Origin of the sequence: Microcoleus pseudofavosus SVA1_A4 (assembly GCF_036700565.1) — a bacterium.
In the GTDB taxonomy this organism is placed as follows: Bacteria; Cyanobacteriota; Cyanobacteriia; order Cyanobacteriales; family Microcoleaceae; genus Microcoleus.
In genome coordinates, this window is sequence record NZ_JAUBPE010000004.1 from 1 (window position 1) to 19,801 (window position 19,801).

21 protein-coding genes are annotated in these 19,801 nt (G+C 47.9%); 14 read left to right on the forward strand and 7 right to left on the reverse strand.

Annotation, left to right across the window (positions count from 1 at the left end; genetic code table 11):
- Positions 1-279 precede the first annotated feature (279 nt).
- From QUA02_RS02620 to QUA02_RS02640, 5 genes are all read left to right on the forward strand, one after another.
- Positions 280-912, forward strand: coding sequence for a transcriptional regulator (locus tag QUA02_RS02620; RefSeq protein ID WP_333025112.1), 633 nt, complete (start codon positions 280-282; stop codon positions 910-912).
- Positions 913-1,107: 195 nt separating this feature from the next.
- Entirely contained in the window at positions 1,108-1,362 is a 255-nt protein-coding gene (locus QUA02_RS02625; RefSeq protein ID WP_333025114.1) for a hypothetical protein, read from the forward strand.
- Positions 1,355-1,714 carry a hypothetical protein gene (locus tag QUA02_RS02630; RefSeq protein ID WP_333025115.1) on the forward strand — a complete coding sequence of 120 codons (360 nt, stop codon included), beginning with the start codon at positions 1,355-1,357 and terminating at the stop codon, positions 1,712-1,714. The genes QUA02_RS02625 and QUA02_RS02630 overlap by 8 nt, the downstream gene beginning before the upstream one ends.
- 176 nt (positions 1,715-1,890) lie before the next feature.
- Positions 1,891-2,469, forward strand: coding sequence for a transposase (locus QUA02_RS02635; RefSeq protein ID WP_333025116.1), 579 nt, complete (start codon positions 1,891-1,893; stop codon positions 2,467-2,469).
- A gap of 35 nt (positions 2,470-2,504) precedes the next feature.
- Positions 2,505-2,654 carry a hypothetical protein gene (locus QUA02_RS02640; RefSeq protein WP_333025118.1) on the forward strand — a complete coding sequence of 50 codons (150 nt, stop codon included), beginning with the start codon at positions 2,505-2,507 and terminating at the stop codon, positions 2,652-2,654.
- On the opposite strand, the gene QUA02_RS02645 is transcribed toward QUA02_RS02640, so the two are convergent.
- From QUA02_RS02645 to QUA02_RS02655, 3 genes are all read right to left on the reverse strand, one after another.
- Positions 2,619-2,825: a hypothetical protein gene (locus QUA02_RS02645; protein WP_333025120.1), complete on the reverse strand. Its 207-nt coding sequence runs from the start codon at positions 2,823-2,825 to the stop codon at positions 2,619-2,621. The genes QUA02_RS02640 and QUA02_RS02645 overlap by 36 nt on opposite strands.
- Positions 2,826-2,929: 104 nt before the next feature.
- Positions 2,930-4,807, reverse strand: coding sequence for a peptidoglycan D,D-transpeptidase FtsI family protein (locus QUA02_RS02650; protein WP_333025122.1), 1,878 nt, complete (start codon positions 4,805-4,807; stop codon positions 2,930-2,932).
- A gap of 126 nt (positions 4,808-4,933) precedes the next feature.
- Positions 4,934-5,518 carry a hypothetical protein gene (locus QUA02_RS02655; RefSeq protein WP_333025123.1) on the reverse strand — a complete coding sequence of 195 codons (585 nt, stop codon included), beginning with the start codon at positions 5,516-5,518 and terminating at the stop codon, positions 4,934-4,936.
- 340 nt (positions 5,519-5,858) lie between these two features.
- On the opposite strand from QUA02_RS02655, the gene QUA02_RS02660 reads away from it, so the two are divergent.
- Positions 5,859-6,071, forward strand: coding sequence for a serine protease (locus QUA02_RS02660; protein ID WP_333025124.1), 213 nt, complete (start codon positions 5,859-5,861; stop codon positions 6,069-6,071).
- Between the two features lie 507 nt (positions 6,072-6,578).
- Here QUA02_RS02660 and QUA02_RS02665 read toward each other — a convergent pair.
- Both QUA02_RS02665 and QUA02_RS02670 read right to left on the reverse strand, forming a co-directional pair.
- On the reverse strand, positions 6,579-6,716 hold the full coding sequence (locus QUA02_RS02665; RefSeq protein ID WP_333025126.1) for a hypothetical protein: 138 nt from the start codon (positions 6,714-6,716) through the stop codon (positions 6,579-6,581).
- 216 nt (positions 6,717-6,932) lie between these two features.
- Positions 6,933-7,085, reverse strand: coding sequence for a hypothetical protein (locus QUA02_RS02670; protein ID WP_333025127.1), 153 nt, complete (start codon positions 7,083-7,085; stop codon positions 6,933-6,935).
- Between the two features lie 112 nt (positions 7,086-7,197).
- On the opposite strand from QUA02_RS02670, the gene glgB reads away from it, so the two are divergent.
- Positions 7,198-9,489 (forward strand): 1,4-alpha-glucan branching enzyme, encoded by a 2,292-nt coding sequence (gene glgB, locus QUA02_RS02675; protein ID WP_333025128.1) that lies wholly within the window; start codon positions 7,198-7,200, stop codon positions 9,487-9,489.
- A gap of 551 nt (positions 9,490-10,040) precedes the next feature.
- Here the strand turns inward: glgB and QUA02_RS02680 are convergent.
- Both QUA02_RS02680 and hpsJ-B read right to left on the reverse strand, forming a co-directional pair.
- Positions 10,041-10,958 (reverse strand): glycosyltransferase family 2 protein, encoded by a 918-nt coding sequence (locus QUA02_RS02680; RefSeq protein ID WP_333025130.1) that lies wholly within the window; start codon positions 10,956-10,958, stop codon positions 10,041-10,043.
- Positions 10,959-11,048: 90 nt separating this feature from the next.
- Positions 11,049-11,879, reverse strand: a complete 831-nt coding sequence (gene hpsJ-B, locus QUA02_RS02685; RefSeq protein ID WP_333025131.1) for a hormogonium polysaccharide biosynthesis protein HpsJ — start codon at positions 11,877-11,879, stop codon at positions 11,049-11,051.
- Between the two features lie 789 nt (positions 11,880-12,668).
- Between hpsJ-B and rfaE2 the strand changes: the two genes are divergently transcribed.
- From rfaE2 to QUA02_RS02720, 7 genes are all read left to right on the forward strand, one after another.
- Complete coding sequence (gene rfaE2, locus QUA02_RS02690) at positions 12,669-13,163, forward strand: D-glycero-beta-D-manno-heptose 1-phosphate adenylyltransferase (protein WP_333025308.1); 495 nt, start codon at positions 12,669-12,671, stop codon at positions 13,161-13,163.
- A gap of 142 nt (positions 13,164-13,305) precedes the next feature.
- Positions 13,306-14,175: an STAS domain-containing protein gene (locus QUA02_RS02695; RefSeq protein WP_333025132.1), complete on the forward strand. Its 870-nt coding sequence runs from the start codon at positions 13,306-13,308 to the stop codon at positions 14,173-14,175.
- 56 nt (positions 14,176-14,231) lie between these two features.
- The gene (locus QUA02_RS02700) at positions 14,232-14,609 is read left to right on the forward strand and encodes an STAS domain-containing protein (RefSeq protein ID WP_333025133.1); all 378 of its coding nucleotides are present in this window, start codon (positions 14,232-14,234) and stop codon (positions 14,607-14,609) included.
- Between the two features lie 162 nt (positions 14,610-14,771).
- The gene (locus QUA02_RS02705; RefSeq protein ID WP_333025134.1) at positions 14,772-15,170 is read left to right on the forward strand and encodes an anti-sigma regulatory factor; all 399 of its coding nucleotides are present in this window, start codon (positions 14,772-14,774) and stop codon (positions 15,168-15,170) included.
- Positions 15,171-15,367: 197 nt separating this feature from the next.
- Positions 15,368-16,636: an RNA-guided endonuclease InsQ/TnpB family protein gene (locus tag QUA02_RS02710; protein ID WP_333025135.1), complete on the forward strand. Its 1,269-nt coding sequence runs from the start codon at positions 15,368-15,370 to the stop codon at positions 16,634-16,636.
- A 62-nt stretch (positions 16,637-16,698) separates the two neighbouring features.
- Positions 16,699-17,718, forward strand: coding sequence for an ATP-binding SpoIIE family protein phosphatase (locus QUA02_RS02715; RefSeq protein ID WP_333025137.1), 1,020 nt, complete (start codon positions 16,699-16,701; stop codon positions 17,716-17,718).
- A complete protein-coding gene (locus QUA02_RS02720; protein ID WP_333025138.1) occupies positions 17,715-19,529 on the forward strand; it encodes an ATP-binding protein in 1,815 nt (604 codons plus the stop codon). The genes QUA02_RS02715 and QUA02_RS02720 overlap by 4 nt, the downstream gene beginning before the upstream one ends.
- Positions 19,530-19,801: the final 272 nt, after the last annotated feature.

Sequence of the window (19,801 nt, forward strand, 5' to 3'; positions counted from 1 at the left end):
ATCAATTCCGGCTGCACCGGAATGATATAGAGGACACCGCGAGTGCCTAAGTCCCTACAATTGATCGTGGTAGGGACACGGCAGTGCCGTGTCCTCCGTTTATATCATTCCGATGAAGAGCCCAATTGATATTACCCGCAGCTTTATTAAATAAATATAATTTTTCAGTAAATACCGATCTACACAAAAACCAAACTCAACACTTAAAATAAACCCAAGCAAAAATAGCTGCTCCGAGCTATTTTTTTTTTCAAGCTAAATATCAAGGAGTGCATCTACGTGTCAATAAATAAAACGCTCAAAGGCAGAGCCACTACACCTGCCGCAGGTTTTACAACGATCGAGCTCTTAATAATTATTTTAATCCTAGGGATATTTAGTGCGATCGCCGCCCCCAGTTGGCTGATGTTCATCAACAACCACCGTTTAAAGCTATCGCTCGATCGAGCTTATTGGGCAATGGAACTAGCCCAAAGCAACGCCAAACGCGACAAAACCTCATGGCAAGCCAGCTTCAAACAAGTAGGACAAAATGTACAGGTAGCAATTCACAAATCCGATATTTCCCCAGCCCAAGTACCAGCCAACCAATGGAAAAACCTAGAACATCAAATTCAGATAAATACAAATGACACAACATTGCGTAAGGTCAATGAAAACACAAATCTAGTAAAAGAAAATGGAACAGTCTGGCGAGCCATGTTCAATTACCGAGGTTGCCCAGTATATAACAGCAGTGACGAGTGCGGCCTAACAAGCATTCTAGCAAAAGGAAACCTCACACTATCTCATCCTAATCTCAAAAATGGCGATCGCTGCGTTATCATCTCTACACTTTTAGGACATCAACGCACCTCCAAAAGACAAAGCAAACCCAATCCAGACAATGACAAAAATCGATACTGTTACTGAGATGTACGGTGCGTCAGGAATCAGGACACGGCAGTCAGGAATCAGGACACGGCACTGCCGTGTCCCTACAAATGGGGCGATCGATCATTTTGTGGTAGGGAAACGGCACTGCCGTGTCCTCCATCGCCCCATCGGGCGATGGTTATATTCGATTCCGGTGCGATTTTACCCGTTACCCGAAATTAGGAGACGGCAGTGCCGTGTCCCTACAAATCGGGCGATCGATCATTTTGTGGTAGGGAAACGGCATTGCCGTGTCCTCCATCGCACGATCGGGCGATGGTTATATCCGATCGGGCGATCGATCATTTTGTGGTAGGGAAACGGCACTGCCGTGTCCTCCATCGCCCCACCGGGCGATGGTTATATCCGATCGCCCGATCGATTTTACGCATTACCCAAAATCAGGAGACGGCAGTGCCGTTTCCCTACAAATCGCGCGATGGTTAGATCCCCGATCGCCCTGACCGATAATTTTGGCGTAGGGAAACGGCACTGCCGTGTCCTCCATGGCCCCATCGGGCGATGGTTATATCCGATCGCGCGATCGATCATTTTGTGGTACGGAAACGGCACTGCCGTGTCCTCCATCGCCCCACCGGGCGATGGTTATATCCGATCGCCCGATCGATTTTACGCATTACCCAAAATTAGGAGACGGCAGTGCCGTGTCCCTACAAATCGGGTGATGGTTACATCCGATCGCCCGATCGATAATTTTGGCGTAGGGAAACGGCATTGCCGTCTCCTCCACCGCCACATCGGGCGATCGTTACACCCGAGATCGATAATTTTGGCGTAGGGAAACGGCACTGCCGTGTCCTCCATCGCCCCACCGGGCGATGGTTATATTCGATGATCGGGCGATCGGGCAATTCGATCGTCCAATCCGGTTAATTTCACCCATTACCCGAAATTAGGAGACGGCAGTGCCGTGTCCCTACTATTTTTATATTCCTACTATTCTATTTTCATACTATGCCTTACGACCCCCAAAAACACCACCGCCATTCTGTTCGTCTTAAAGGATACGATTATACTCAACCGGGTGTTTATTGCATTACAATTTGCACCAAGGAACGACAATGTATATTTGGCGAAGTGATTGACGGTAAAATGCAATTAAATTTTTTAGGTTATCTTGCCCACATTTGTTGGTTAGACATTCCCAATCATTTTTCCCGCTTTCAATTAGATACCTTTGTGATTATGCCCGATCATATACATGGACTTTTGACGATCGTTGACAATACCCCGGTAAGGAAACAGCAAACTCGTGTCCCTACCCCCGAACAATTAGGTCAACCCGTTCGCGGTTCTATTCCTACCGCGATCCGTTCGTATAAAGGTGCTGTTACCAGATTCATTCATAAATTCTGCAAAACAACAGAAGTTCCTGTCTGGCAAGATGGTTTTCACGAATCAATAATCCGCGATGAAGAAATTTTGAATTGTAAAAGGCAATACATCATCAACAATCCTCAGCGTTGGGGCGACAATCCTCAGAAACTAGAACATCAGAAAAATCACCCTATTTTGCTAGATTTGCGTTTTTAAACATTGGTAAAAATACGGTTTGTAGGGAAACGGCAATGCCGTGTCCTCCATCGCACGATCGGGCGATGGTTATATCCGATCGGGCGATCGATCGTTTTGTGGTAGGGAAACGGCATTGCCGTGTCCTCCATCGCACGATCGGGCGATGGTTATATTCGATCGCCCTGACGATAATTTTGGCGTAGGGAAACGGCATTGCCGTGTCCTCCATCGCACGATCGGGCGATGGTTACATTCGATCGCCCCAGCGATAATTTTGCCGTAGGGAAACGGCATTGCCGTGTCCTCCATCGCCCCACCGGGCGATCGTTACATCCGATCGCCCCAGCGATAATTTTGCCGTAGGGAAACGGCATTGCCGTGTCCTCCATCGCCCCACCGGGCGATCGTTACATCCGAATCCGATCCGGTGCGATTTTACCCGTTACCCGAAATCAGGACACCGCGCCTGGCCGTTTCCCTACTTGCTGGGCGCAATCTTCTCAATCGAAATCAGCGCCTCCATCACCGACTCCACAATCGGCGCCGCCACACTTCCCCCCGTACCACCCTTCGGCTCATCAATCACCGCCAGCACCACATACCGAGGAGCCTCCACAGGCATTATCCCCACAAAGCTAGTAATAATCGCCTTGTTAGAATAACCCCCACCACCATTAGCTTTTTGAGCCGTCCCCGTTTTCCCAGCAATCCGATACCCAGGAATCTGTGCAGCTTTCCCCGTACCACCATCAACCACAGTTTCCATCATGTCTAAAACTTGCTTAGTAGTGGACGGCGAAAAAACCTGTTTCGGAACAGCCCTCGGAAGCTTCCAATAAGCTTGACCATCCCGATCGAAAAGTCCCCGCACCACGTGAGGAGTTACCAACTTGCCCCCGTTAGCCAAAGCCCCGTTAAGCTGCACCAACTGCATCGGAGTAATCGAAAAACCCTGCCCAAAAGCCGTAGTAGCAACTTCCACCGGAGAATTAATAAATTGCTCTCGATTTTTAAGCTGACTGGTTACTTCAAAAGGCAAATCAGTTCCCGCAGTTTGTCCGAGTCCGAGTTTTTCTAAAGCTTGATAGTAAAGAGAAGCTTTCATGCTTCTCATTACGTGCACCATCCCCACATTGCTAGAATGTTTCAAAATCTCAGTAACAGTAGAAGGGCCGCGCGCGCCTGCTTGTTGGTAATCGGAATTTTGGATAGTCCAGGGATTCATGTAAATCCGACCTTCATCGTTAAACACAGTGTTAGGTTTGACCGCACCCGCTTCCAGAGCGATCGCCACATTAATCGCTTTAAAAGTCGAACCAGGCTCATAAACATCAGTCACAGCCCAATTTTTATAGCGCGACAAATCGAAATTAAAATATTGATTCGGGTCATAAGAAGGTTCCGCTACCACTGACAGCAACTCCCCGTTGCGGACATCCATCACAATCACCGTGCCCCGCTTCGCCCCGTATTTATTCATTTGTTCCTTGAGAGCAATCCGGGCCGCCCGCTGCAAGCGACTGTCGATCGTCAGTTGCAATTTCAAATCATCAAGCTGCACAAAACCCGCCGTCAGCCGATCGGGAACCCAATTCCCATCGCTCGACCTGCTAAATTGAATCGACGGCATCGATCGTTCCAGCAAATTCTGCTGGCTGTATTCCACCCCAGCTTGTCCCTTGCGTTCCCCGTCCACATAACCGAGGATATCCGCCGCCAATTCCTGTTGCGGGTAAAAACGCTGCTGCTGCTGCACCAACTCCAGCCCATCCACCGGACTATCTTTAATTTGCATCCGGCCGACGCGATCGGCAACCTCTTGGGCCAGAGAATCCGCAATTGTAATACCGCTTTCAGCAAGATTAAACCTTCGCAGCAATTCAGTTTCCGCCGTATTGCCCGGGCTCAGTTCGATCGGCAGCATCGGAGCCAATTTAGCGGCAATTTCCGCCTTCGAGTGCTTGAACAACTTCGGGTGAGCGTAGAGCGTGTACACCTGTCTGTCGATCGCCAAAACATTCCCCGCGCGGTCAACAATCGGGCGTCTCGGCACAAAAGGCTTCGTTTTGAGAGTTTGCTGCTGCTCGGCCTGTTTGCGCAGCGCCGGAGCTCGCGTCACCTGCAAATAGAACAAATTGACAGCCAGCCCCAGCCCCCCCAGCATCAACACCGCCCAAACCGCCCACAAGCGAAACTTGCTGCGTTTTAAACGCTCCAGCGGTCGCCGAGGCTGTCTGCTAGCGGTAGCGTCCACTCTTGGTTTAGCTGGTTTTCCCCACAAAGTGCGATCGCCCGACGGTTTTGGGCGTTTAAAATTCGGCGATCTGTAGCGGTCAAAGCGGGGATCGTAGCTCATAAAATTAAAAATTAAGTTAAATCATTTTAGATTTTAGATTTTAGATTTTAGATTTTATAGCAACCGCCCTCAAATTCTCGGGCCCTCGGACACTCTGCCCCGAAAGGCCCTATCGGCGCTGACCCCTCAATAGCCCAGCGGCGTTTCCACACCCGCTCGATGCTTAAGAGCGGGTTCTTCTGAGTTTGATGCCACCGCAACGTGCGATCGACTTGGGGGGGGCGGCGACAAGAAAATCGTGTCCGCAGGCTTCTGCGGAGCCAAACCGGTTTCTGGATTTTGGGCTTCTTTAGCAAGTTGGTGTTTCAAAACTTCGCTAGCAGCACTCAACTGCTGTTCCCCCCGGCGCAGAGTTTCCAGCTTTTGATACTCTTGATTCCAGCGCTGCTCGCTGTAAGCAGTCAAGCCGTAGAGAGTCAGAGCACCGCCCAAAAGCAGAACTACTGCCGCTGAGGAGGCGCGCTGCACCCGCAGGAGCGATCGCAGCCACACCGGCTGCGACTGACGATCGGGCATCACTTTCAGCACCGATGCTTGCGCGCGAGCAATCGCCTGTTCGTCGTCGGCTGCCGAGTAGTTGGGCAATACTGGCCCTGTCTTCGCCCGCCTAGCTCGGGCAATAGAAGTAACTTTGCTGCTGCCTGGACCTGCAGCGGGCTTGCGGGTCGATCGGGAGCGGCGAGAATCCGGGGATCTGATAGCAGCGGTCATAGAGTTCACCAATAAGTAAAGTGGGGCAGCTTCAGCTTGATTGAGGTTAGAAGTTTTTTCGGCGTTGCCGATCGCCAATTCTGGCAATCACCGGCTCGATCGATTATCCTTACCAAAGATACCTCACAAACCAACCAACCCATCCTACCACCCGTCTCTTTGACTTCAGGATGAGCAAAAAAAAGGAAATCTTTGCCCGTTCGCCAGAATCTATGTGAAATTTATTAATAAATGCAGTATTGTAATCAACGAGCGAATCGTTGATCTATTCGTGCCAGCATTGTTTCTCAAGTACACTATTCCCTTCCTTGCGATGGGTTTTCAATGTTAAGGAGTGTTTATGAACAAGGGATTAATTCGTTTGACTTTGGTACTGAGCTTGGCAGCAGCCCTCGGTGCTTGCGGCGGTGAGACCACCAGCCCCAGCAGCCCCTCTCCGGGCGGCACTACTACTACTACTCCTCCTGTTTCTTCTCCAACACCGAATCCCTCTCCAAAGACTACTCCTGGGGCTGGTGGATCTGCTTCCCCTTCTCCTAAAACGTCTCCCTAACTAGGGCGATCGCGGAGTCTGTGCCCAACGAGCCTAGCCTGCGAGTGAAAAATGGTTTGCTCCTCGCATTTTTCACTCGCATCGGTCTAGGCCTCAAGTTGGGTGTTAGTTGTCTGATGCTTTTACTAAAGTTCAGTACGTCCCCTTACTGCCGCTTGCGCCCGCTGATTCGCTAGGTTACAAGAACCTTGTGGTTCATGGTATATGTAAGTTAACTTACTATCAACTTAGCGTGTCAATGCCATTCCAAAAAAATAATACATTCGGCGCGAAGAAACGGTTCAAACGCCCTCTAGACAAGGAAACGATCGGATTCAAAGGTTACGAAGGACAAAAAGAGAAACTTAAGGCTGTTCCCGACTGGCCTGAACGTCTCCGAGAATTTGTTGATAAATTGATCTGTGACTGCGAAAATTAATTGGTCAACTCCGTACCTGCGTTGACCCGCCTCTTCATCCCACACTAACCTGATGGCAGGTATGCAGATATTGCTGCTGCGCGGCTGAGTCATTTAGCTTTGATTCGCTCAATACCCCATTTAGTATCCTTGGCTGCCTCCTGGATTTCAAACCGCACCCGTCGGGCGATCGTCCCTACCTGAAAATTCCAGCTATTAACGATAATTAAGTTCTTTCCAAAACTCACGCTCTTTGACGCCCCTGGGTTAAGGAATCGACAAGAGCTTGAAAAAAGTCGTTCTTATCACACATTCTAGAAAAAGTCAAGGATAATTTTGGGAAAATATAAATTTTTTAATTTGTTTTAACTGTTTCTATAGTTAGATGTTAGCCGTAATATCAATTCCGTTAGCATCGGAATGATATAAACGGAGGACACGGCACTGCCGTGTCCCTACCACGATCAATTGTAGGGACACGGCAGTGCCGTGTCCTCTATATCAATTCCGGCTGTACCGGAATTGATATAAAATCCCAGCTCGGCCGCCGAGCTGGGAAATCTTTTGCCTGCTGTCTGAGTCAAAGTGGGCGCAGCAGCCGAGGCAGCCAAATTCATGTTAATAAGTGATAGGATTAGCAAAAAAAATGTAAAAAAATGTGAAGTGTCGCGCTGTCTCAGGTTTTGGTTTTGAAAATGATTAAGTTAAAAGATTCAGGTAGGTAGTTCTATGCCCGTGACCGTCCCCTTTGAACAGATTGACCGGATTGTGTGGAATCAGCACCACGATCCATTTGAAGTGCTTGGCCCCCACGCGATCGAAGAAAATGGCAAAAAAGTCTGGGCCGTCCGAGCTTATCTGCCGAATGCGGATGCGGTATCGGTAGTTGTGCCGGAGGCCAGGGCCGAATACCCGATGAAATCAGAGCATCACCCTCATTTTTTTGAATGTACGATCGAAATCCCAGAACTAGCAAACTATCAACTGCGGGTCAAAGAAGGAGAACACGAACGCTTTATTTACGACCCCTACGCCTTTCGATCGCCCAAACTCACAGAATTTGACCTTCACTTATTCTCAGAAGGCAACCACCACCGGATTTACGAAAAACTGGGGGCGCACTTCACCGAAGTAGACGGCATCACAGGAGTATATTTTGCCGTTTGGGCCCCGAATGCCCGCAACGTCTCTGTTTTAGGCGATTTCAACTATTGGGACGGCCGCAAACATCAAATGCGGAAATCTCAAAACGGGATCTGGGAATTATTTATTCCGGGACTACTCGTGGGAACTCACTACAAATACGAAGTGAAAAACCAAGACGGACATCCCTACGAAAAGTCCGATCCTTACGGTTTCCAGCAAGAAGTGCGACCGAAAACAGCATCAATTGTCACCGACTTAAATACCTACACTTGGAACGACAGCGCTTGGATCGAACAGCGGCGGCACACAGACCAACTGACGCAGCCGGTTTCGGTTTACGAATGCCACATCGGTTCTTGGCTGCACGCTGCTACTGACGAACCCGCCGTGCTACCAAATGGGGAAATAGAACCAGCAGTACAAGTTTCGGAACTGAATCCCGGTGCGCGCTTTCTGACTTACCGGGAATTGGCCGATCGGCTGATTCCCTACGTCAAAGATTTGGGATTCACTCACATCGAAATACTGCCAGTGGCAGAACATCCTTTCGACGGTTCTTGGGGCTATCAAGTCACCGGTTATTTCGCCCCAACTTCCCGCTACGGCAAACCTGAAGATTTCATGTATTTTGTTGACCAGTGCCACGCCAACGGCATTGGCGTATTGGTGGACTGGGTGCCCGGGCATTTCCCCAAAGACGGACACGGTTTGGCTTTCTTTGACGGAACTCACTTGTACGAACACGCCGACCCCCGCAAGGGCGAGCACAAAGAGTGGGGAACCCTAGTATTTAACTACGGCCGCAACGAAGTGCGGAATTTCCTAGTATCAAACGCTCTGTTCTGGTTTGACAAATACCACATCGACGGGATTCGCGTAGATGCCGTAGCTTCGATGCTGTACTTGGATTACTGCCGCGAACCCGGAGAATGGTTGACCAACCAGTACGGCGGCCGGGAAAATATCGAGGCGGCAGATTTTCTGCGACAGGCGAATCACGTCATTTTTAGCTATTTCCCAGGTGCGCTGTCGATCGCCGAAGAATCTACCTCTTGGCCGATGGTATCTTGGCCGACCTATGTAGGCGGCTTGGGCTTCAACCTAAAGTGGAACATGGGTTGGATGCACGATATGCTCGACTATTTCCACATGGACCCGTGGTTCCGCCAGTTCCACCAGAACAACATAACTTTCAGTATGTGGTACAACCACAGCGAGAATTTTATGCTGGCTTTGTCCCACGATGAGGTAGTACACGGCAAGGCTCACATCATCGGGAAAATGCCAGGGGACGAATGGCAAAAGTTTGCAAACGTGCGGTGTTTGTTTACTTTTATGTTTGCTCATCCCGGAAAGAAAACGATATTTATGGGGATGGAGTTCGGCCAGTGGCACGAGTGGAACGTTTGGGGGGATTTGCAGTGGCAGTTGCTGCAATTTGAGCCGCACCAAAAGTTGAAGCTGTTTTTTAAGGATTTGAACAATTTGTACCGCAGCGAAACGGCACTTTACAGTCAAGATTTTGCTGAGGATGGGTTTGAGTGGATTGATTGCACCGACAACCGGCACAGCGTGGTAGCCTTTGTGCGCCGAGAGAAGGATGGCGACGAGTTTGTGGTGACGGTGTGCAATTTTACGCCGCAGCCGCACTCTCACTATCGGGTAGGAGTGCCGGAACCGGGTTTCTATACGGAGTTGTTTAACAGCGACGCGCGGGAGTACGGCGGCAGCAATATGGGGAATTTGGGGGGCAAGTGGACTGATGAGTGGTGGTTCCACAACAGTTCTTATTCTATCGACTTGTGTTTGCCGCCTTTGGGGGTGTTGATTTTAAAGATCGATCGCGAAAAAACAGCGCTGCGTAATTCTCAATAGTTTTGAGTTTTGAGTGGCGAGAGTTTTGACTTAACAATCAAAACTTTCTTAATCGTAAAACTTTGAGGGTATTCAGAAACCCGGTTTCTTGGAAAAACCGGGTTTTTTTCTGTTTTGTTGTGGTGGTGGGGAAAGAAAGAAGAAGATCGATGTGATATCAATTCCGGCTGCACCGGAATGATATAGAGGACACGGCAGTGCCGTTTCCCTACAATCGATCGCGGTAGTCCAAGGGCACTGCCGTGTCCTCCGTTTATATCATTCCGATGAAGAGCCCAATTGATGTGAAGAAGCAATCGACCGCATGGGGAAAGTGCAATTAAGAACGTCCTAACCGTCAGGGCGGTTGCTATACCAATTACCAATTACCAATTATATCGAATCCGCTAGCATCGGAATTAATATTACCCACAGCTTTCGAGACGGCAGTGCCGTGTCCCTACAATTATCGCGGTAGTCCAAGGGCACTGCCGTGTCCTCTATATCATGTCGCTCGTGCCACCGGAAACGATATTACCAATTACCGATTACCGATTACCGATTACCAATTTTTAATTTCGAGTATCGGAAGCGCCAAGGTTATAAGAAACTTTAGACTGCTCAACTGTTACTACTTCCGAAATAGAGTGTTCCTCCACTGCGTCTAAATTTGGCAGTGGCATATGCTTCATTTCCCAAACTTTCAGCAAAATTAGATATTCATAAAAAGCTTGCAGCGTGCACCAAGCCAATCCCGCTTGACCGTCAAGAAATCCGCCGAGTAAAATATACATATAGAAAAAGCGCACGACAGGCCGCAAAGGCAAGCGCAAAGAAAAATCCTTCAAAGCGCGGCGCCTTTCCACCTCCGACGCGCCAAACAATAAATCCCACCAATTTACTTGACCCGCTTCTAATTGGCGGAGGGTTTCAGCCGCCTCGTCAGTCGAGTAGCGGTTGTGCTTTTCAATCCAGCGGGAAAGACCTTTGCTGCAAGTATAGTGAGGGTAGGTTTCCTTCAAAAAATGAGTAGGCCCGTTGCAGACTTCCCGTTCTGTGTGACCGTAGTCAGTAAACCACACTCGGTCTTTGCGAAACAGGCGCATTTGATAGCGGGGATATTGAGTGCTGCGGCGAATCCAGCGCTCCATAAATATTACTTTTTCAGCTACGTAATAGCCGATATATTCTGGACTTTCGATCGCCTTTAAGCATTCGGCAAATAGTGCAGGCGTCATCCGCTCGTCCGCTTCGAGGATGTAAACCCATTCGTACTTGCACGGGACTTCTTGGAGCATCCAAGTCCGCTGGCGTCCGTGAGTTTCAAAGCGGTGCTGCAATATTTGCACGGGATAGTTCTGAACAATCTCAAGGGTGCGATCGCTGCTGAAAGAATCAACTACAATGATATCGTCACAAACCAGTGCCGATTCAATGCAAGCGGCGATATCAATCTCTTCGTTGTAAGTCAGAATATAAATTGAGAACATTCCCAGCTTTCAGTAAGGGCAAACTATCAGGCAAATCAAGTATTTATTTCTCAGGGATGTCTCGACTTGCGCGATCCCTGCCAGCACCGATCACATTTTGCGACGGCCGAACCGCAGAATTCCCATACTTCTCAATCCAGTCCAACCAACAGTAATGTAGCCGATCGCTAACAGCAAACTGCTGATTCCCGTCTGCAAACTCGAATTTCTCGATCGAGTTCTCAACTCTTTCTCTTTTTGTTGCTTGCGGGTGCGAATCTCGTTGCGAGCTTGATTTGGCAGTTCTTGGGCTTGCTGTTCCAGGAACTTGTCGAGGGCTTTCGGGTCATTTTTCGACTCCTGAAGCACAGCTTTCAATTCCTTGGGAACATCTGGACTCTTGAGTGCTTGTTGCAGCTTCCCGTCGTCTTGCAGCAGCGCGCCTATCTGGCTGCGGCGCTGGCTTTTTAGCTGTTCCACCTGAGCTTTAAACTGCTCGCTTTTAATTTGCACCTCTAGTTGACCTTCCGCTTGTCCCGCTTCTTTATCGACTTGAGCCAGAGTGTCCTTGAGTTCCAAACGAGTATTGTTGAGGTGAACGGGAACCAGCAACAGGTAAATTAGCCCTAACAAGCTGGAAATCAACAGCGCCCAGAATCGCAAGTCAACCCAAACATTGCGCCTCTCAATAGAGACTCCACTGCTGCTGTCCACCCAAAAGCCAGTCATCAGCATGGCTATACCCATCAAAGGAATAATGCCCCGGTCAACTATCTGAGTTGCTGCGGCCAACTGCCAGCCTCGATTAACTATGTCGGAGGTTTCTCCCGGTAGCGACAGAACAATGCAGTCCAGCAAAGCAGAGAGAATCAAGATAATCCCGACTACTTTGAGAGTTCGAGCAGCTACTGAAGAAAATTGACGGCTGTTAGTTGCTTTCATAATTCCTGTGAGATAATTCTACACCGTTAGATTCAAGGGGGTAGTTGACTGGATTTTGTTGAACGAGTTAAGTTATTTTCCACCAAAATAGCTCGTTCGGATACTTACCTCGACTTTCCCCTGGGTTTTCACAGGCTGCGGTTGCGATCCCAAAGGGTCGAGTTTCTGCACGGGTATGCAGAGTTTGGTACAGGAGGCGACGCGCTTCTGGGGTGGCTGTAAAGCTTGGTCAAGATAGCGCCCAGAAACTGCACCAAGCAAATGCTGGCTTCGCCTGAGTCTGACGAATCCAGGGTACAGATGAGTTCTGCACGCTTGGGTTCCTTCTTTTAACTAGCTTTCGCTCGTGGCGGTGTCAGAAATAACAGACACAGGAGGATGGCGTTTCGCTGGGTTTCACCCCCTAGGACTCTTACTACCCGATCGCCAGCCAGAGGCAGTGGCACAAAATCCCCTGTCTTATAGTAATTGATATAAGAGAGGGCTGGAATAAATAATTGTTTCTCAACCTTTTTAACCTCCACTTAGCTTGATTCACGACACGGCAGTCACAGATACACGATAGCTGTTTTTTGCTTTTTCCTTCTGTGAAGCTAAGCTTCCCCGCTATAGCATTATTGCTTCTTCCTTCTTGCTTAAGAGTGACCAATTACTAATTGTCAATTAGTAATTGCCCACTACTGTTATTCGCAGCTTGAGTGATTTATTTTTTAATGGCGAAGGTGCTATTGTCTCACATTTTTTGGTAGGATGATTCATCGCTATTCAAATTTGCTGGTGGTGACTGCAATGATTTCTGGTGTTTACACGTTGAGAGAACTTGAAGAAGCGATCGCATCCGATCCGGACAAGTGGCGTCCGATCGTGTTTACTAACGGCTGCTTCGATATCCTACACGCTGGCCACGTCCGCTATTTGCAGGCGGCAAAAACTTTGGGGCGATCGCTCGTGGTGGGCTTGAATAGCGACGCCAGCGTGCAAGCTATCAAACCGCAGCAGCCGGGATTGCCGCCCCGCCCGATCGTACCGGAAAATCAGCGAGCCGAAGTATTAGCAGCCCTCAAACCAGTAGACGCCGTAGTAATTTTTCCCGAGCTTACAGCAACTAAACTGATAAGTATCGTGAAGCCAGATATATACGTTAAAGGAGGCGACTATCAACTCGAAACTCTGCCGGAAGCACCGGAAGTTATCGCCGGAGGCGGCAAGATTTCCTTGATCGAAATAGAAGTTCCGAGTTCTACCAGTGCGATCGTCAAACGCATTTTACAATTAGGTACTTAACCCTCGATCGGAAACAGCAAACAGTGAGCTAAACTCAGAAGTTGCTCCATCAAAAAATACTCAAGCGTGCGTGAAGCGAAGCTATCCCGTAGGGAATCGCTCGTACAATTTCATCCCAATTGCTATGCAGGAGATAATTTCAATGGAACTCACAAGCAATAACACGATCGCGGAAATCCTACAAAGACACAAAGCAGAGTTACTAGCAGACTGGCTCAAAGAACTGCAAAATACCGGGCTGCGGCGGGACGACTTGATGAGAGCCAAAGAATTGCGCTCCGAGTGTCAAGAGTTCCTGCAATTGCTCCAAATTGCGGTCGGGCACGGTAACTTTAGCGACATCCAGACGCCCGAATGGGAAAATATGCGGTTGCTGCTAGCAGAAGTTTCGCGATCGCGCGTTCAGAGAGGCTTTACTCCTTCAGAGATAGCGAGTTTCATTTTATGCTTCAAAAAGCCATTGTTCGATCGGCTTTGTCACGAACTGACACAAAACCGCGACGCACTTGTCGAACAACTTTGGCTTTCCACCAGCTTATTAGACCAGCTAGGCCTTTGGGTGACAGAAATCTTTCTCAAAGCTCGCGAAGAAGTCATCGAACGCCAGCAGCAAGAAATGCTCGAATTGTCAACTCCCGTAATCAAACTTTGGCAAGGCATTGTCGCTTTGCCCATGATCGGGACTCTCGACAGCGCCCGCACTCAAATAGTCATGGAAACTTTGTTGCAGGAAATCATGGAAACCGGCTCAGAATTTGCAATTTTAGACATTACAGGCGTGCCGACTGTTGACACTTTAGTGGCTCAACATTTATTGAAAACAGTCGCCGCCGCCCGTTTAATGGGTACTGAGTGCATCATCAGCGGCATTCGACCCCAAATAGCTCAAACCATAGTTCATTTGGGAGTTGACTTGCAGGATATTCTGACAAAAGCGACTTTGGCCGATGCTTTTAAAGTCGCTTTACAGCGCCAAGGTTTAACTATAAAAAATATTAAAGAGGAAAGATAAAAACTATTGTTGTCTGGCAGTAAAAATAAAGTGATAACTCAAAGAGAGGTGAATTTATGGAACGGATACCGATCCTGCAAATGGGAGAATTTTTGCTAGTAACAATTCAAGTAGATATGCACGATCGCTTAGCAATGACGCTGCAAGATGACCTGACAAACCGCATCGTGAAAACAGGCGTTAAAGGTGTCTTGATAGAAATCTCTTCCCTGGAAATTGTAGATTCTTTTATAGGTCGCATTCTCAACAATATCGCTAGTATGTCGCGAATTTTAGATGCTGAAACGGTTGTTGTCGGGATGCAGCCAGCGGTTGCGATCACGCTCGTTGAGTTGGGGCTTTCCCTGACAGGAGTTCGCACAGCTTTAAGCGTTGAAAAGGGCATGAATCTGTTGCGAAAATCCTTGGGTTTGGCTACTGATGCGGAAGCTTAAGCAGTCGAGAAATTGTCCCATGATTTAGGCACAGGCAGTAAATAAACCTGGTTTGTTTGTAGATACCTTGTTGACAAACTCAAGATTTCTGAGGAGAAACTAAGTTGATGAGCGTAAGGCCTATGTTTTGTGGAGAAGTTCTATTTTGGTACAGTAGCCGCCATGTCAAAACGTGAGACATTAGAAATCCGATCGTCATCCGATATAGTCCACGTCCGACAGCAAGTGCGAATTTGGGCTGTAGCAATGGGATTCGGTTTAGTAGACCAAACGAAAATCGTTACCGCAGCCAGCGAACTCGCCCGCAATACTGTAGACTACGGCAAAGGGGGAACTGTAACTCTCGAAACGCTCCAATTAGGCACCCGCAAAGGGCTGCGGCTGGTATTTGAAGACAAGGGCCCGGGAATTCCCGACATCGAATTGGCAATGACTGACGGTTATACTTCCGATCGCGGTTTGGGTTTGGGGCTCAGTGGTTCTAAACGGTTGATGCACGAATTTGAGATTGTTTCCAAAGTGGGTAAGGGGACTAAAATTGCGATCGTCCGCTGGCGGTGAGGAAGTAATCTTTAACAATACGATTTGAGAGTTGAGATTTTAGATTAAAGAATTGGGAATGACTGATGACGATCGGGGTTTGGAGTTTGCGTATTGTAAAACTTCGTTGAGTTTGTAAGCACTTATAAGCAATAGTAGTATGCTATTATCATAGCGGTCGAGTGGAATACACGCAATCTAAAAAATGAAAGCCTTAAATGCAGCTAACAGAGCGACATATCATTAAATCTACGGAACATCGTTTCGCTGAAATTGATGAATTAGCTTTTAAATCCAAGAATCTCTACAACGCGGCCAACTACGTCATTCGTCAGCATTTTATTTATGGATGGGGCTATGTCGGCTACAACGAAATGAACCGTTTAATGAAGTCTTGTGAAGCATACAAAGCTTTGCCAGCAAAGGTTAGCCAACAAATATTAATGGTGTTTGACAAGAATTGGAAATCATTCTTTGAAGCAGTTAAAGCTTACAAAACAGATGACTCTAAATTAACTGGTCGCCCGAAATTGCCGAAATACAAGGATAAGACTAAAGGGCGAAACATTCTCGTCTACACAATTCAAGCGATTAGCAGCAAGCAGTTAAAAAAGGGAATCATTAAACTTTCCGGTACTGAACTTTCAATTAAAACTAAAGTCGATCCCGATCGAATTAGCCAAGTCAGATTAGTTCCCAAATGCGATTGCTATGTAATTGAGGTAATTTACGATAAACCGGAGTCTACCGTCAGCAACAATAACTTTGTAGCTAGCATTGATTTAGGACTGGATAATTTAGCGGCGCTAACTTCAAATCAACCGGGATTTGTTCCTTTGTTGGTTAACGGGCGACCGTTGAAATCTATCAACCAGTTCTACAACAAGCGCAAAGCCAAGTTGCAATCCCAGTTGAAAGGGAATCGCCAAACCTCATCTCGCATTCGACACTTAACTCGCTGTCGCAACCAAAAAGTTGATAATTACTTGCATCATGCCAGTCGCCTAGTTGTTGACCTTTTGAGTGCCAAGCAAATTGGGACGCTAGTAATCGGTAAAAACGCACAGTGGAAAACCGAGATCGATTTAGGGAAGCAAACTAACCAAAACTTTGTCAGCATTCCTCACGCTCGATTAATTGAGATGTTGGAATACAAGGCTCGATTAGTTGGGATCGAAGTAATTGTACAAGAAGAGTCCTATAGTTCGCGAGCCAACTTCTTGGGTTTAGATCCAATTCCTGTTTACGGGAAAACCGATAAAGACCCTGTTTTTACTGGCAAGCGAATCAAAAGAGGTTTGTACAAAACATCAGTTGGTCAATTAATTAATTCTGATGTCAACGGTTCGTACAACATCCTCAGAAAAGCAATCCCAAATGCGTTCAGCAATGGGATAGGGAGCTGCGTAGTTCAGCCGAGGCGGGTCAATCCGCTCAAAGTAAAAGTGAAGGGGGAGGGGCTTGAAGCCTCCCATGCCTATAAATGACTATACTTTTACCAGCTATAGTTGTATTATTTTTTTAATGGGTATTAAAGAGCTGATAAAAAATGATAGATGCCGTAGCCCTGCCCGTAACAGAAGAAAGTCAAGTCGGAGAAGCGCGGCGAATCGCAGTCGCCCTCGCGGCCGAACTAGGATTTAACGAGACCGATCGCGGTAAAGTGGCAATTGTTACCACGGAAGCCGCAAAAAACGCGGTCAAGCACGCCCGCGAAGGAGAACTTTTGCTGCGAACATTAAAAACAGCGGCAGGATATAGCATTGAAATAGTAGCGCTAGACCGGGGGCCGGGAATGGCAAATGTCGGGCAGTGTCTGCGGGACGGTTTTTCTACAGCGGGAAGCCCGGGAACGGGACTCGGCGCAATTAAACGCATCTCTAGTTTTTTTGATATTCATTCTGTACCGAAACTGGGGACAGCCTTATTAATGCGGCTCTCCCCGACCCAAAATAGCCGGGAAGCCTCCCAAAACAGCAATTACTTGGAATTTGGGGTCGTCCACTTGCCCAAAGCAGGAGAGGAAATTTGCGGGGATTCCTGGGCTGCGGAAAATCACCTTGACAAAAACCTGATTTTAGTTGCAGACGGGCTCGGCTACGGGGATTTGGCCCAGGAAGCGTCTCAGGAAGCAGCGCGCGTATTTGAGGAAAACGCTAAACTCGGGCCGAAAGCAATTTTAGAGAAGGCGCACGCTGCTTTAAAAAATACCAGAGGAGCGGCTGCGGCGATCGCCCAAATCGATCGTACTCAACAAACAATTTGTTTTGCCGGAATTGGCAACATCAGCGGTGTAGTGGTCACAGATAACCAAACCCGCACCATGGTTTCCTACAACGGCACAGTTGGACATATGATGCGAAAAGTAGCAGAATTTGTCTATCCTTGGTCGCAGCAGTCCCTACTCATCATGCACTCAGACGGTTTGGCGGCGCAGTGGAATTTAAACCGCTACCCGGGTTTAGCCGCCAGACATCCTGCTTTAATCGCAGCCGTGCTCTACCGGGACTTCAAACGCACTCGCGATGACATGACAGTTATAGTAGCCAAGGTGAGAGAAGCAGCGTGAGTTACCCAATCCTGACGACGGAAGTCCGCTTTGAACAAGACATCGTACTTGTACGCCAAAGAGCTCGCCAAATTGCCGCATGGCTGGGATTCGATTCCCAAGTACAAACCCGCATCGCCACAGCAGTTTCCGAAATTGCCCGCAATGCTTTCAAATATGCAGGCGGCGGCAAAGTAGAATTCATTGTGGAAGGGGAATCGCCCCAAATTTTTCGGACTCGGATTTCTGACACCGGGCCGGGAATTGCGGATTTAGCGACGGTGTTGGGCCCCAATTTTCGATCGCAAACCGGCGCGGGACTCGGTTTAGCAGCAGCGAAACGGTTGATGGACGAAGTGAAAATCGAGTCTGGGCCCGATCGCGGAACTGCCGTACAATTAGTGAAGCAGTTTTCCAAACAGATGCCTGCGCTGAGTGCGATCGAACTAAATAAATTAGTTGACAAACTAGCGCGCCAAATTCCCGAAGATCCTTATGCCGAAATTCAGCAGCAAAATCAAGAATTACTGCGCACTTTAGACGAACTCCGCCAGCGTCAAGAAGAACTCGTACAATTAAATCAACAACTAGAAGATACCAATCGCGGAGTCCTCGCACTTTACGCCGAATTGAACGACAAAGCCGAATCTCTCCGGCGCGCCAGCGAACTCAAAACCAGCTTTCTCTCCGATATGAGCCACGAGTTTCGCACTCCGCTAACGGCAATTATGAGCCTTTCCGAAATATTGTTAAATCGCCTCGACGGAGAACTTTCAGCCGAACAGGACAAGCAAGTAAATTACATTTACAAATCCGCCGAGTCTCTCGCAGAACTTGTCAACGACTCGTTAGATTTAGCCAAAGTGGAAGCCGGAAAACTAACTGTTCGCGTGGCTGATTTTGAAGTCGAAGATTTGTTCAGCGCGCTGCGGGGCATGATGCGCCCTCTGCTGCCCCAAAACTCGGATGTTGCTCTGATTTTTGAAGCCCCTCTCGAACTTCCAACCCTCACCACAGACGAGGGAAAAGTTTCTCAGATTTTGCGGAATCTGATTTCTAATGCCCTAAAATTTACCGAAGCAGGCGAAGTTCAAGTTGCTGCAGAAATAGGAGACGGGGGAACAATTACTTTTTCCGTAACAGATACGGGTATCGGCATTTCCCCAGCCGATCGAACGCGGATTTTTGAAGAATTTGTCCAACTCGAAAATCCCTTGCAGAAGCGCGTCAAAGGCACCGGATTGGGATTGTCTCTGTGCAAAAAACTGGCAGAATTCCTGGGGGGAAGCATTGAAATAAAAAGTTCGCTGGGAACGGGTTCGACTTTTTTGGTCAAACTGCCGATCGTTTATGCCGGAGATACAGAAAAACCTTTGGAAATGTCCGCAGCTAAGCGAGATGAAACACCGCTTGCACTGCCCCATTATCGATCGCTTTCACAGGATTCTCCGGCAAAAGTTTTGATTGTGGACGATGAAGAAGTTTTTCGGTATTTGCTGAAAGATTTGCTAGCAGAAATTCATTGTACTGCGATCGAAGCGACCAACGGCGCTGAAGGTTTGCTCTCGGCTCTCAAAGAGCAACCGCAAGCAATTTTTCTCGACATTATGATGCCGGACATGACAGGATTTGAAGTTTTGGAAGAGTTGAAATCAGATCCGGCTACTTGTAAAATACCTGCTATCATGATGACCTCAAAACATTTAGAAACGTGGGAATTTGAGGATTTGTCTGCCGATACAGTTGCGGTGCTTTCTAAGACGAATAGCTCCCGCCAGCAGGCGCTTAGCAAAATCAAATCTGCTCTGATTAAGGCGGGAGTTAATTTATAAGAATTGCTATAATTTTAGTTTCTGTCAGGCCTTGCAGCTTTTGAGGACTAAAGTCCTCATTACAAACGTAATTACGATTGCTTCGCCGGAGAGGGTTATATCAAATCCGGTAGCATCGGAATTAATGTTATACCATTTCTCCAAAATTATGCAACAGTATGGAGATCCCCCTAAATCCCCCTTAAAAAGGGGGACTTTGATTAACTCTTGTCCCCCCCTTTTTAAGGGGGGCTAGGGGAGATATCAATTATTGCATTCTTTTTTAAAATTAG